This window comes from Streptomyces sp. NPDC006516 (genome assembly GCF_040611875.1).
Lineage (GTDB): Bacteria > Actinomycetota > Actinomycetes > Streptomycetales > Streptomycetaceae > Streptomyces.
The window spans coordinates 234,269-247,786 of sequence record NZ_JBEXPD010000009.1 but is presented as its reverse complement, the minus strand read 5'-3'; the positions used below and the strand labels follow the sequence as shown (position 1 = coordinate 247,786).

Sequence of the window (13,518 nt, the reverse complement as noted above, 5' to 3'; positions counted from 1 at the left end):
AAGAGACGGAGAAGTGGGGGCGCGCCGGCGTATCGGTGGACCCCGGCCGCACGGACGCGCCTGGCGCGTCGGACCGCATGGGGATGAGCGCGCCGGCAGATCTGCGGCGGAGTGACGTGTGACTGGCGCACAGGGCCGGACCGCGGGGGAGGAGCTACGAGACGACGATCTTGCCCGTGCTCTGCGGGGAGACCGGGTCGTTGTAGAAGAACTCGCCCGGGGTGTCGAAGGTGTACGTGTACGAATCGCCGGGCATGAGCAGCCCGGTGTCGAACTCGGCCTCGAAGAAGGCCACCGCGCCGTGGGCGGTCCTGTTGCCGGCGGGGTTGGTGAACGTCACCGTGGTGCCCCGGGGGATGGCGAGGTGCTGCGGTGACATGGCGTTCTGCGACACCAGGTTCTCCGTGCCCCCGGGCGCTCCCTTCGCGGTGTCCCAGACGCGGCCGAGGGTGACGGTGTTGCCCGCCGCGGCGCCGCTGACCGCCGCCGCGCGGATCTGGTTGCGCTTCGAGGGGGGTACCGGCGCGGGCGCCGGTCCGACCTTGCCGCCGACCTTGAACGCCCACAGATGGTCGCCGCGCGGAATGTCCGGGTAGGGCAGTCCGTTTCCGCCGGCCAGCACGGCGATGTACTGCTCGCCGTCGACCTCGTACGTCATCGGACTCGTATTGACCCCCGCTCCGCACTGCCAGGTCCACAGTTCCTCGCCGTTGGAGTCGTCCAGGGCGGTCAGGACACCGTCCGGGCGGCCCTGGAAGAGCACGCCGCTCGCGGTGCTGAGGACGCCGTTGCCGTGGGCGAGTGACCATTCGCCTTCCTGTCGCCAGGAGACGGTGTTGGTGCGGGGGTCGACTGCCACGACTCCGCCGGCGAAGTACTCGCCGAGAGGGCGCGCGGTGTTGACGCGGCCCCCGTGGGTGTTGGAGTAGGCGGAGTTGATCAGCCCGTACCCGACGTAGACCAGACCCGTGCGGTGGCTGAAGGAAGGCGAGGACCAGTCCGCGCCGCCGCCCGCCCCCGGGTACAGGATGGTCGGCCGGTCCCAGTGCACCTCGAAGAGGCCGCCGGTGGCGTAGAACGGCACCGGCCGGGTCGCCTTGTCGATACGCGGCTCCGTCTCGACGAAGGGTTCGCCGCCGGGGAACGGCTGGGTGGGCGCGGTCTTCTGCGCCGCGTGCTGCGGCACCGGCCGCTCTTCCATGCCGTGCACCGGGTCGCCTGTCGCACGGTCGAGGATGTAGTACATCCCGGTCTTGCTGCCGTAGACGACGACCTTGCGCCTGCGCTTCTCGATCTGGATGTCCGCGAGCACGGGCGACATGACGCCGTCGTAGTCCCAGATGTCATGGTGCACGGACTGGAAGTGCCAGCGTCGCTTGCCTGTCTTCGCGTCGATGGCCACCAGGCAGTTGGCGAAGAGATTGTCCCCGCCCCGGGTGGAACCGTCGGTGCGCGGATACGGGTTCCCGAACGTCCAGTAGACGAGGCCCAGTTCGGGGTCGACGGCGGGGTGGATCCAGCACACCGCTCCGCCGGTCTTCCAGGTGTCACCCTCCCACGTGTCATGGCCGAACTCGCCGGGCCCGGGTGTGCCCCAGAACGTCCAGACGACTTCGCCTGTCGCGGCGTCCAGGCCGTAGCCTCGCCCTCGGGCGCCCGCGGTGCTGCCCTGGGTGCCGACGTAGATCATCCCGTCCCAGTAGACGACCGCCCCGGCCAGACTGCCCTTGCTGCCGCCGCACTGGCCGCTGGCGGGGTCGCATCCCGGGTCGCCCTGGTCCTCGATGAGCATCTCCCGGGTCCACACGACGGCGCCCGTCCGTTGGTCCAGGGCGTAGACGATGTTCGCGCCGGAAATGGTGAAGGCGAGCCCCTGGCCGAGGGCGACCCCACGCATGTTCGTGGTGTCGGTGCCGACGCTCGTCTTCCATTTGACCGCGCCGGTACGCCCGTTGACTGCGAAGATGTTCTGCTGGGTGGTCGCTATGTAGAGCACACCGTCCTGGGCGACGACGGCGCACTGCTGGGCGCGGCCCGTGTCGCCGCCCTCCAGGTTGATGTGCCAGGCACCTCCTAGCTGCTTCACGTTGCGCGGGGTGATCTTCTTGAGCGCCGAGTAGTTCTGGTTGGCCAGGTTGCCCCCCGCCTTGGGGAAGTCCTTCGCCGTTGCCTCGAACGCCTGCTTGGGGACAGGCGTCGCCAGTGTGCCCGTGCGCGTTTCAGCGGCTTGGGCGGGCGAGTTGAGTACTGCGATGCCGGCGGTCGTGCCGGCCGCTGCTGTGGCGAGAAAACTGCGTCTGTCCATGAACCCTCTTTCGTGGCATGACCCTGCCGAGCTGCGAACCATCCGGTGGTCCGGTGTGCGGCGAGGGGGAAGAGAGAGCGGGATGCGGATCTTGGTCCGCTGTGCGGTTCGCTGAACCCGCATGATGGTCGCCGAGAGGCGCTTCCATACGTTAAGGACGTGGCAGCGGCCTGACAAGGGTCAGGACGCGGATTCCTCGGTGGCACGTGGATCGACAGGGTTCAGTCGGGCGGGGAGGACGGACCGGGGGATGGGTCCCTTGTTCCGGCGGCCCTGCCCGGTCTCCTCCCACGCGTGGGCCAGGATGCCCACCGACCGGCTGATCACGAACAGGCCCCTGGCCAGTGGCGCGGGGAAGCCGAGCTCGGCGTAGATGACGGCTGTGGCACCGTCGATGTTCATCGGCACAGGGCGCGCGCCGGCGCGGCGCTGCCGCAGGGCGCGTTCGACGGCCAGAGCCGCTTGCAGATGGTCGCCCGCCACTACGCCGGCGGCCACGGCCTCCTCCGTCAGCTGTAGCAGGGGATCGCGGCGGGGGTCGACCGGGTGGAAGCGGTGCCCGAAGCCCGGAAGGTAGCGGGAATGTGCCTGGCGTAGTGCCATGACCTCGGCAGCCGCTGCGTCCCAATCCCCACCCTCCACATGGTGGATGCGGATCTCCTCGAGCATTTCCACGCACTGCTGCCCTGCTCCGCCGTGTACGTCGCCGAGCATGTTGACACCGGTGGCGATCGCGTTGTTGAGCCCCACCCCGCAGGTCGCTGCCATGCGGGCGGCCGCGATCGAGGGCGCCTGCGGCCCGTGGTCCACGCCTGCCACCAACGCCGCTTCCAGCAGCGCGGACTGGCGTGGTGAGGGAAGGCTGCCGCGCAGCAGGAGCCACAGGGTGTCCACCAGGCCTACCGAGCCGATCAGTTCCTGTACGGGCCGGTCCCGTAGTTCGATGGAGCCGGGCTCGATGTGGCTGACCGCGGTGGCCCACCACTGAGCGGCCTCGTCGTGAGCGGATGCGGACGCGGGCGTACTCATGAGCCTGTCGTCTCCTTCTCGGCGGTGGCAGTCGCGGACCAGCGCGATGCGAGCTCGCTCCTCTCGTGGTTGTGCTCGCCCAGGAGCGGGGGTGGTGTGCGGGGCAGGAAGGCCTCACCGTCGAAGAGCACGCCGCTGCCGAGGACCGGCAGTGCGACGTCCGAGGCGTCGGGTCTGCGGAATTCACCGATGAACCCCCGGTGCCGCAACTGGGGCTGCTCGAGGGCCTCCGGGACGGTGAGGACGCGCGCCGCGGGCACTCCGGCGGCGGTCAGCAAGCGTTCCCACTCCGCTGCCGGACGCTGTGAGAGCGCGCTGTTCAGGGCTGCGTTGAGATCCTCACGGTGGGCCTTGCGGCCCTCCCGTTCGGCGAACCGGGGGTCGGTGACGAGCTCGGGGGCACCGACCAGCCGGCACAGCGTCTCGAACTGTCGCTGCTGGTTGGCGGCGATGTTCAGTGGTCCGTCCGCCGTACGGAATGTGCCGGACGGTGCCGCCGTAGCGTTCTGGTCTCCCATGGGCTCCGGCGGTACTCCGCTGACCATGTAGTTCGACACCGCCCATCCCATGGCCGACAAGGACGTCTCCAGCATGGAGACGTCCAGCCGGCTGCCCTGGCCCGTGCGTTCCCGGTGCAGCAGTGCGGCGCTGACCGCGAGGGCCGCGGACAGCCCACCGGTGGTGTCGCACACCGGGAAGCCGACCCGCAGCGGGGCGGTTTCGGCGGTCCCGGTCACGCTCATCATCCCGGACAGCCCCTGGATGATCTGGTCGTACGCCGGAGCGTCGCTCAACGGCCCGCTCTGGCCGAAACCAGAGATGGAACAGCAGACGAGCCGCGGGTTGATGTGGTCCAGCCGCTCCTGGTCGTACCCCATCCGTGAGAGGACCCCCGCGCGGAAGTTCTCCAGGAGCACGTCGGCGCCGGCCAGCATCTCCTCGAAGACCTCGCGGTCGGCGGGGTCCTTGAGGTCGAGCTCCACGGACTTCTTGCCCGCGTTCTGCGCCAGGAAGGAAGCCCCGATGCCGGCGCGGTTCAGGTCGGCGTCGGGGCCGAGGTTGCGGGCCAGGTCTCCCTGTCCGGGACGCTCGATCTTGATGACTTCCGCGCCCAGGAGCATGAGGTGGTAACTGCAGTAGGGACCTGCCAGGACGTTCGTCAGGTCCAGGACTCTTATGTTGTCGAGCGGTCGCGCATCCATGGGCATTGTCTCCTTACGCGGCGCCGGCGGGCGGCGCCGCTTTCCGGCACGGTTGTCAGCCCCGCGGTCCCAGGGGGTGGTCGAATCCCTGCGACATGATCTCCGCGGCCACCTGCATCAGGTCCTGGGCGAACTCCTCGATCGATCCTTGCGTGATACGTGCACTGGGGCCGCTGAGGGAGAGCGAGGCGACCACCACGCCGGAGGAGGTGGCGAGTGGCACGGCCACGGCCGTGAGGCCGACGTCGCGCTCGCCCTGGCTCACCGCGTACCCCTGCTGCGAGGCTTCGTCGACCCACTCCCGCAGCCGTTCGACGTGCGCCTCGCCGTGGGGCGAGTCCCTCGCGACCCGGTGCATCAGGGCGTCGCTCGCGCCGCTCAACAGCACCTTGGACGAGGCGCCGGCCCAGAGCGGGAGTTCGTCGCCGACCCGCACCACGTGACGCAGCGGCTGGGGACTCTCCTGCTGCGCGACGCAGACGCGATGGATGTCGCGCCGGATCATCACGTTGGCCGTCTCGCCACGCCGGTCGGCCAGCTCGCGCAGGAGCTTGATCGTTTCCTGTGGCAACTCCCAGCTTCCGTGGGCCAGATGCGCCCATCTCCACAATCCGGGTCCCGCGGTGAAACCCGCGTCGGTGGACCACAGAAGCCCGTAACCCTCCAGGGTCTGCACCAGCCGGACCACGGTGGTCTTCGCGAGGCCGGTCGCCTCCACCATGGTCCGGAGGGATACGACGGGTTGCTCCTCGGTGAGCAGCGACAGGATGTCCAGGGCCCGGCGCACACTGCGCACACCGCCCTGTCCTTGCTCGGAATCCATGTTTTCTCCTTCGTACGTCCTTGCCGGGAGAGCCTGCCAGGGATGGTGCGAGGCGGGCGCAACCACGCGTGCGGCAGCGCCGATTTCGGCGGGAAACCTGAGGATTCAACTTCTTCTGACCGGGCTCTTGCCAAGCTCAACCGGCGCCCGTACGTTACACGCCAGTCCACAAGGCGGTCTACGCAAACCGCTAGATGGCTTGTCTGGAGAAGTGATGCTGGAAGTCATCCTCAAATCCGTCGCCGATGCGGATGTCGTCGACGCACTGCCCTTCCTCGCCGGTGCATGGTCGGGTGACGGACCGACGGCGGAGCGCACCGGCCCTTACCTGCGGCGCACCGTGAGCCGCGCCCCCACTGCTCTGCGGGCCGAGATCGACCAGGCCGTCGCCGACGCCCGCCAGTACGCTCCCCAGGTCGCCACGCTCGCCCCGGCAGCACGGGCCGACATCCTGCAGCGCGCCTCCACGGCCGCGCTGACCCACCGCGACCGGCTCGCCCAACTGCTGGCCCTGGAACTGGGCAAGCCGGTGAAGGACAGCCGCGTCGAGATCGAACGGGTCGCCTCGACTTTCGAGGTCTGCGCCGCCGAGGCCCGTCGCATCGACGGGGAGACCCTGCCGGTCGCGGGCTGGAACACGGGTGTCGGCAACAGCGCCTTCACCTACCGCGCACCTGCCGGGGTCGCCCTGGCGATCACGCCCTTCAACGCCCCCGCGAACCTGCTGGCACACAAACTCGGCGCCTCGTTCGCCGCGGGCAACACCACTCTCGTCAAGGCGCCGCCACAGGCGCCGGGTATTTCGTCGGCAATCGTCGCCCTGCTGCTGGACAGCGGCCTGCCCCATCAAGCGGTCCAACTGCTGCACGGCGGAGGCGACGTCGGAGCTGCCCTGTGTGCTGCCACCGAGGTCGATGTCATCAGCTTCACCGGCAGCGCCGCCACCGGCGCGGCCGTAGCCCGTGCCGCCGGCGCCAAACGCCTTGCTCTCGAACTCGGTGGCAACGCGGCGACCATTGTCTGTGAGGACGCCGACATCGAGGCGGCAGCCAAGGCATCCGCCCGTACCGGCTACAGCAACTCGGGGCAGAGCTGCATCTCCGTCCAGCGGGTCTACGTGCACCGCAGTCGCTACGCCGACTTCCTCGACGCCTTCACCGCCGCGGTGGACACCCTGGTCATCGGTGACCCGATGGACGCGCTGACGGACATCGGGTCCATGGTCGACGAAGACGCTGCCGAACGAGTGGTCCGCTGGTCCGCCGAAGCGAAGGAACTGGGCGCCTCGGTGCTGCGCGGCGGAACGCGAGACGGAGCCACCGCGGCTCCGACCATCATCGCCGGGCCGCCGGCCGACGCCTCGGTCGTCGTCCACGAGGTGTTCGGCGCGCTCGTCGCCGTCATGCCCTACGACGACTTCGACACGGTCATCGGTGAGTGCAACGCCAGCCGCTACGGACTGCAGGCCGGCCTCTTCACCCACGACATCAACCGCATCTTCACCGCCTGGCGCGTCCTGCAGGTGGGCGGGCTCATCGTCAACGGGACCTCGAACTACCGCCTGGACCACATCCCGTTCGGTGGGGTCAAGGACTCCGGGTTCGGACGCGAGTCGCCGCGCTGGCTGATCGACGACTACACCGTCGTCAAGACCCTCATGCTCCGCGGCCTGTCCATCTGGGGCGATCGCCACGACCTCACGGAGGAGAACCAGTGACCACCGTCACCGCTGCCGAAGCCCTTGTCGCCCAGCTCGAGTCCTACGGTGTCGAGTACGTGTTCGGGACGTGCGGCCACACCAACATCGCCCTGCTGGACGCCATGGGACCCAGCTCGATCCACTTCGTGATCGCCCGCCACGAGCAGGCCGCCGCCCACGCTGCCGACGGATACGCCCGCGCCTCGGGCAAGCCCGGAGTGCTGCTCACCCATGTCGGCCCGGGGATGATGAACGCGGTCACCGGTGTCGCCACGGCCGCCATGGACTCCGTTCCGCTCGTGGTCATCTCCGGTGACATCCCCTCCTACTACTACGGACGCCATCCGCACCAGGAGGTCAATCTCCACGCGGACGCCGACCAGACCGCGATCTACCGCCCCTTCTGCAAGCGAGCCTGGCCCGTCCAGCGGACCGCCGACCTGCACCGAACCCTGGAACGCGCGTTCTGGACGGCGACGTCCGGCCGTCCCGGTGCTGTCCTCGTCAACGTACCCATGGACCTCTTCTCCCGGCAGGTCGAGCCCTACGTCCCCGGATCGCACGCCATACCCGAGAGCTCTCTCCCCGGCATCACCCAGGAGGCTGCCCGGCGCATAGCCCAGGCGCTGGTGGACGCGGAGCGACCGCTGATCTACTTCGGCGGCGGACTGCGTACACCGGAGGCCAAGCAGGCGCTGCTGAGCCTGGCCGACCACCTCGACATCCCGCTCGCGCACTCCCTCATGGGCAAGGGAGCCATACCCGACCGGCACCCCCTGCTCCTGGGAATGCCCGGCTTCTGGGGACTGGACTCCACCCACGCCCACACCAAGGACGCCGACGTGGTGCTGGCGTTGGCCACGCGCTTCGCGGAGACCGACGCCAGCTCCTGGGAGGCCGCGTACACCTGGAACTTTCCGCCGAGCAAGCTCATCCAGATCGACATCGATCCGGCCGAGATCGGACGTAACTACCCGGTCGAGATCGGGGCTGTCGCCGATGTCGGACACTCCGTGCGCGCCATCGAAGCGGCCGTCCGCACCTTGCGGCCCGAACCCACGCGTCGGCCGGGACTGCGTGAGACGATCGCCGCCAGTCGTACGGAGCTCTTCGACACCGCGGCGGCCAACGGCGCGAGTGACAACTTCCCCCTGCGACCCCAGCGCATCCTCGCCGATCTGCGGGCAAGCCTGCCGGCCGACGCCATCCTGGTGACGGACGTCGGCTGGAACAAGAACGGCGTCGCCCAGTCCTACGACCTGCCGCCCGAGGGCCGCTTCATCACCCCCGGCGGAGCCTCCACCATGGGCTTCGGACCGGCCGCCGCTGTCGGCGTGCAGATGGCGCAGCCTCAGCGCACCGTGGTCGCCCTCATCGGCGACGGCGGGATGAGTGCACAGCTGCCGGCCGTCCCCATGGCCGTGGAACAGGGTCTTCCCGTCATCTTCGCCGTGATGAACAACCGGGCTCACGGCACGATCTCCGACCTCCAGCGCTCCAACTACGGCCGCGGATACGGATGCGACTTCACCGGCCCCGACGGTGAGTCCTACAGCCCCGACTTCGCCGCCTACGGACGGTCCTGCGGGGCCGACGGTTACGAGGTCGCCTCCGCCGAGGACCTGGCGAAGGTGCTCACGACCGCGGTGGAGCGCCGCAGGCCGGCGGTCATCGACATCCCCATGGTCAACGAGCCGGTTCCCACGCCCGGCCACTGGAACATCAACGACATCTATCAGGGCAAGTTCGAGGACGAAGGATGAATCCCATGCGCGCCAGAACCCGTCACACCGTCCCGGTCGTCGCCCTCGGTGTCCTGCTCGCCGCATCGGCGTGCAGCGCCCCCGGCGATTCCGGCTCCGACAAGGCCGACGGCAGCGGTCCCATCGAGATCGCCGTGGTGAACGCCCAGAGCGGCCAGCTCGCGGCGCTGGGCGACTGGGAGGCCAAGGGCGCCAAGCTCGCCGTGGACGAATGGAACAAGAAGGGCGGCATCGACGGCCGCAAGATCAAGGTCACGGTCTTCGACGACCAGGGCGACCCCACCACCGGCACCAACATCGCGCGCAAGCTGGACAACGGCAACTACGTCGCGATGATCGGTACGGCCGAGAGCGCCGTCACCGTCGCCATGGCGCCGATCCTCCGGCAGGCGGAGATCCCCAACATCACCTCCGGTCAGGCCACGGCCCTCGTCGACGTCAAGAGCCCTTTCCTCTTCCTCAACGGGCCCACCAGTACGACCTACGACAGCACGCTGGCCGACTACCTGGTCACCACGAAGAAGTTCAAGAAGATCGCGATGATCTCCAACAACGGGTCCTACGGCAAGGGCGAGCACGACGCCTTCACCGCCGCGCTCAAGAAGTCCGGCATCACACCGGTCAGCGACCAGGTCGTCACCACCGACCAGAAGGACTTCAGCGCATCGCTCTCCCGCATCCGCCAGGCCAAGCCGGACGCCATCTTCCTCGGCGCCGAGGAGGTCCAGGCCGGGCTGATCGTGAAGCAGGCACGCGATCTGGGCATCAAGGTGCCCTTCGCGGGCGCGGCCCCCCAGGGCACTCCGGTCTTCATCGAGACGGCCGGTGCAGCGAACGCCGCTGACACCATCGTCAGCTCCCCCTACCTCAGCAACGAGATCAACGACGCGAGCCGCGCGTTCGCCGCCGCCTACAAGGCCAAGTACAACAAGGAAGCCGAACTGCACGGGGCCAAGGCCTACGACGGCACCAACATCGTGCTCACCGCGCTGAAGAACAGCGGCCTGGCCACCGGGAAGAAGCTCGCCGACGAGATCCGCGCCACCAAGTACCAGGGTCTGCTCGGTGACTTCGCCTACGACGAGACCGGTGTCGGCATCTTCAGGACCACCATCGGCGTCATCAAGGACGGAAAGCTCTCCGCAGCTCAGTAACCACTCCGTCGAGCCGAGAGCCGGGCTCCGCACCGGCTTCAGGGAGCCACCATGCAAGTCACCCTGCAAACCCTCGTCGGAGGCCTCAGCCTGGGGGCGATCTACGCCCTGATCGCTGTCGGATTCTCCGTCGTCTACCGCACCATGGGCCTGGTCAACTTCGCCCATGCCGATGTCGCGATGATCGGCGCCTACGCCGCCTCCACGTTCTATCTCACCACGCACGTACCCTTCGGCATCGCCATCGTCATCTCCATCGTCGTCACCGGCGTCATCGGCCTCGTCATCGAGCGGGTCCTGCGCCCGCTGGAGAACAAGGACTTCGACCTGATGCTGATCGGGACGATCGGCTTCGGCACCGTCCTCCAGGCAGCCGCCACACTCATCTGGGGCACCACGGGACGGGCCATGCCGTCACCGATAACCTCGGGGCCCCTGGAAATCATGGGCATCCGTATTCGCACCTACGACCTGATGGTCATCGCCATCACCGCTCTCTGCGTCGTCCTGCTCACCCTGTTCCTCCAGCGCACCAAGCCGGGGGCAGCCATGCAGGCAGTGGCCATGGACCACGAAGCGGCAACGGCGGTCGGCATCCACGTGGGCCGCAGCAACGCCCTCGCCTTCGCGATCGGAGCCGGCATCGCGGCTCTCGCCGGCAGCCTCGCCGGACCCATGCTCTACGTCGATGCGACCTTGGGCGGCGCCCTCGGGGTGAAAGGTTTCGCGGCAGCCATGCTCGGCGGGTTCGGGAGTATCCCCGGTGCGGTGGTGGGAGGGCTGGCCATCGGGGTCCTGGACTCCTACGCCGGCGACCACTTCCAGGGTTACTCCGTCCTGGTCACCTTCCTTGTCTTCACCGTGGCCATCATGATCCGGCCCACGGGCATCTTCGGCGAGAGAACGGTGAGCCGGGCGTGAACATCCTCAAATCCAAGGCGTCGCTCATCCTGCTGGCGTGTGCAGCCGCCTTCCTGCTGCCCTACGGCCTCAACGGCTACTCGATGCACGTGGTGGACATCGCGATCATCTTCGCGCTCCTCGCCGTCGGCATGGGGCTCGTCATGGGCGTGGCGGGCCAGATCAACCTGGCCCAGGTCGCCTTCTTCGGGGTCGGCGCGTACACCACCGCCATCCTCACCACCCACTCCGGATACGGCTTCTGGACGGCGGCGATCGTCGGGCTCGTCGCCACCGTCCTGGTGGGACTGCTGGTGGGGCTGCCGGCCTTGCGCATGCAGTCCCATTACCTCGGGATCGTCACGCTCGGCCTGGCGCTGGGCTTCGTCAACTGGATCACCAACGCGGAGATCACCGGGGGAGCGGACGGCATCTCGGGCATCCCCGTCCCGCCGCTCTTCGGGATCGACCTCGCCGACGAGTACATGTACTACTACCTGGAGATCGTGGTCTTCGGCCTCGCTCTTGCCTTCGGTACCTTCGTGGTGCGGACCAGGCTCGGCCGCAGGCTGAGGGCCATGCGGGACGACGCCCTGGCCGCGGGCGCCATGGGCGCGGAGATTCCCCTGCTGCGGATGACCGCGTTCCTGCTCGCCAGTGTGTACGGCGGTGTGGCAGGCATCCTCTACGCAGGTCTCATCCGGTACGTGGCACCCGAGACCTTCAGCCTCAGCAACATGTTCCTGCTCCTGGCCATGGTGATCATCGGCGGTCGGCGCAGCCTCGTGGGGTGTGTCGTGGGGGCGGTCGGACTCGTGCTGATCCGTGAGGCACTCGTCGACTTCGCCGTCTACGCGCAGCTGGGTTACGGCATCGTCGTCGTCCTCATGGTGGTCTTCGCTCCCACCGGGCTCGCAGGTGTCCCCGATAGGATCCGGGAGGCCATCAAGCGCCGTACGAAGAGTGATGACGTACGCGCCGCTGAGCTGGGCCCCTACCTGCCCGACGCCGTCCCCGCGGATCAGGCGCCCGATGGGGACACTGCCGGCGGCCCGGCACTGGAGATCAGCCACGTCACCAAGCGGTTCGGGGCGCTGACCGCGCTCGACGACGTCACACTGACGGTGGAACGGGGAGAGATCCGCGGCATCGTCGGACCCAACGGGTCGGGGAAGACGACCCTGTTCAACGTGATCAGCGGGCTGTACAGGCCCACAGCCGGCCGGGTCGCCGGTGTCGGCTGCGACATCGCCCGGGCCCGTCCGTACCAGTTGTCCCTGGCGGGAATGGCGCGCACGTTCCAGAACCTGCGTCTCTTCTCCCAGATGACGGTCCGCGAGAACATCCTCGTGGTGCTCGACCGATCCCGCACCAGCACGGTCTGGCAGTACGCCGTGTGGCCCGTCGGTGTCATGTCGAACGAACACAGGTTGCAGGCTGAGGCGGACCGCATCCTGAAGGAATACGGTCTCGCCGCTTTCGCCGATGCTCACCCGCAGTCCCTTCCCTACGGCATCCAGCGGCGCATCGAAATCGCACGGGCCATGGCCGGACGGCCCAGCTTGCTTCTCCTGGATGAGCCGGCCGCCGGTCTGAACGGAGAGGAGGTCGGTCAGCTCTCCTCGATCGTCCGCTCCATCCGCGACCAGGGCGTAACCGTTGTCCTCATCGAGCACAACATGGGACTGGTCATGTCCTTGTGCGAACGGATCACCGTCCTCGCAGCCGGCAGCGTCATCGCGGAAGGGACGCCCGCCGAAGTGGCGGCTACTCCCGAAGTCATAGAGGCGTACCTCGGCGACTCGACGCCGGCAGACATACCCGCCCACGCCGCACCGGAGGTTCCGTGACCACCACCGCCGCCGAGCCCTCCGCACCGGGCACGGGCACCGACAGCCTCAGCGTCACCGACCTGACCGTTCATTACGGGGGAGTCTGTGCCGTCAGATCAGTCGCGCTGAGTGTCGCCCCAGGTGAGTCCATGGGAATCATCGGCTCGAACGGTGCCGGCAAGACCTCCACGCTCAAGGCGCTCATGGGCCTCGTCCCGCGCAGCAGCGGCCGGATCACCCTCGGCGACACCGATCTCAGCAAGGTACGAGCTCGGGACATGGTCCGGCACGGTGTGGGCTACGTCCCGGAGGGCCGGCATGTGTTTCCCGGACTCTCCGTCGAGAAGAACCTGCTGCTCGGTGCCTACTGCCGCTCGTGGAAGGGAGAAACGCGGGACACCCTGGCGCATGTGTATGACCTGTTCCCGATTCTGCGGGACTTCCGGGGTCGGGCAGCCGGCGACCTGTCAGGCGGACAGCAGCAGATGCTGGCCATCGGCCGGGCGCTCATGTCCAAGCCGAGGCTGTTGCTCCTGGACGAACCCTCGATGGGTCTCTCACCGAAGCTGATCGAGAACGTCCTGGACATCCTCGTCCGTCTGCGGGGCGAGGGCCTCGGCCTTCTGCTGGTCGAACAGAACGCCAAGCTGACCTTCGGGGTCACCAGTCACTGCCTGGTGATGGAGAACGGCTCGGTCGCCATGTCGGGCACGTCCGAGGAACTCGCCCAGGACGAGCGCGTCCGTCAGATCTACCTCGGACTGTGAGCCGGCACGAGATCCCGCCTCTGCGCAGCGCACCTCCGCACTGA

10 protein-coding genes are annotated in these 13,518 nt (G+C 68.3%); 6 read left to right on the top strand and 4 right to left on the bottom strand.

The genetic code is table 11. The annotated features are described in order from the left end of the window. Window positions 1–154 precede the first annotated feature (154 nt). The 4 genes from ABZY45_RS24130 to ABZY45_RS24115 form a co-directional block, all read right to left on the bottom strand. The gene (locus ABZY45_RS24130) at window positions 155–2,305 is read right to left on the bottom strand and encodes a PQQ-binding-like beta-propeller repeat protein (protein ID WP_356742867.1); all 2,151 of its coding nucleotides are present in this window, start codon (window positions 2,303–2,305) and stop codon (window positions 155–157) included. A 180-nt stretch (window positions 2,306–2,485) separates the two neighbouring features. Continuing rightward, window positions 2,486–3,334 carry a citryl-CoA lyase gene (locus tag ABZY45_RS24125; RefSeq protein WP_356742865.1) on the bottom strand — a complete coding sequence of 283 codons (849 nt, stop codon included), beginning with the start codon at window positions 3,332–3,334 and terminating at the stop codon, window positions 2,486–2,488. After that, a complete protein-coding gene (locus tag ABZY45_RS24120; protein WP_356742863.1) occupies window positions 3,331–4,536 on the bottom strand; it encodes a CoA transferase in 1,206 nt (401 codons plus the stop codon). Before ABZY45_RS24120 ends, ABZY45_RS24125 begins: the two co-directional genes overlap by 4 nt. A 55-nt stretch (window positions 4,537–4,591) precedes the next feature. Next, window positions 4,592–5,359 carry an IclR family transcriptional regulator gene (locus ABZY45_RS24115; RefSeq protein WP_356742861.1) on the bottom strand — a complete coding sequence of 256 codons (768 nt, stop codon included), beginning with the start codon at window positions 5,357–5,359 and terminating at the stop codon, window positions 4,592–4,594. A 214-nt stretch (window positions 5,360–5,573) separates the two neighbouring features. On the opposite strand from ABZY45_RS24115, the gene ABZY45_RS24110 reads away from it, so the two are divergent. The 6 genes from ABZY45_RS24110 to ABZY45_RS24085 are packed head-to-tail and all read left to right on the top strand — an operon-like array spanning window position 5,574 to window position 13,474. Continuing rightward, the gene (locus tag ABZY45_RS24110; protein WP_356742859.1) at window positions 5,574–7,076 is read left to right on the top strand and encodes an aldehyde dehydrogenase family protein; all 1,503 of its coding nucleotides are present in this window, start codon (window positions 5,574–5,576) and stop codon (window positions 7,074–7,076) included. Next, a complete protein-coding gene (locus tag ABZY45_RS24105; protein ID WP_356742857.1) occupies window positions 7,073–8,821 on the top strand; it encodes a thiamine pyrophosphate-binding protein in 1,749 nt (582 codons plus the stop codon). The genes ABZY45_RS24110 and ABZY45_RS24105 overlap by 4 nt, the downstream gene beginning before the upstream one ends. 5 nt (window positions 8,822–8,826) lie before the next feature. Then, window positions 8,827–9,975 carry an ABC transporter substrate-binding protein gene (locus ABZY45_RS24100; RefSeq protein ID WP_356742855.1) on the top strand — a complete coding sequence of 383 codons (1,149 nt, stop codon included), beginning with the start codon at window positions 8,827–8,829 and terminating at the stop codon, window positions 9,973–9,975. 51 nt (window positions 9,976–10,026) lie between these two features. Next, window positions 10,027–10,896, top strand: coding sequence for a branched-chain amino acid ABC transporter permease (locus tag ABZY45_RS24095; protein WP_356742853.1), 870 nt, complete (start codon window positions 10,027–10,029; stop codon window positions 10,894–10,896). After that, window positions 10,893–12,725 carry a branched-chain amino acid ABC transporter ATP-binding protein/permease gene (locus ABZY45_RS24090; protein ID WP_356742851.1) on the top strand — a complete coding sequence of 611 codons (1,833 nt, stop codon included), beginning with the start codon at window positions 10,893–10,895 and terminating at the stop codon, window positions 12,723–12,725. Before ABZY45_RS24095 ends, ABZY45_RS24090 begins: the two co-directional genes overlap by 4 nt. After that, window positions 12,722–13,474, top strand: coding sequence for an ABC transporter ATP-binding protein (locus ABZY45_RS24085; protein ID WP_356742849.1), 753 nt, complete (start codon window positions 12,722–12,724; stop codon window positions 13,472–13,474). The genes ABZY45_RS24090 and ABZY45_RS24085 overlap by 4 nt, the downstream gene beginning before the upstream one ends. The last annotated feature ends 44 nt before the right edge of the window (window positions 13,475–13,518 follow it).

Excerpts from the sequence above, each read along its gene's own strand:
- ABZY45_RS24110 (WP_356742859.1), top strand. The coding sequence starts at position 5,574 with ATGCTGGAAGTCATCCTCAAATCCGTCGCCGATGCGGATGTCGTCGAC.
- ABZY45_RS24125 (WP_356742865.1), bottom strand. The coding sequence starts at position 3,334 with ATGAGTACGCCCGCGTCCGCATCCGCTCACGACGAGGCCGCTCAGTGG.
- ABZY45_RS24130 (WP_356742867.1), bottom strand. The coding sequence starts at position 2,305 with ATGGACAGACGCAGTTTTCTCGCCACAGCAGCGGCCGGCACGACCGCC.
- ABZY45_RS24120 (WP_356742863.1), bottom strand. The coding sequence starts at position 4,536 with ATGGATGCGCGACCGCTCGACAACATAAGAGTCCTGGACCTGACGAAC.
- ABZY45_RS24100 (WP_356742855.1), top strand. The coding sequence starts at position 8,827 with ATGCGCGCCAGAACCCGTCACACCGTCCCGGTCGTCGCCCTCGGTGTC.
- ABZY45_RS24115 (WP_356742861.1), bottom strand. The coding sequence starts at position 5,359 with ATGGATTCCGAGCAAGGACAGGGCGGTGTGCGCAGTGTGCGCCGGGCC.
- ABZY45_RS24095 (WP_356742853.1), top strand. The coding sequence starts at position 10,027 with ATGCAAGTCACCCTGCAAACCCTCGTCGGAGGCCTCAGCCTGGGGGCG.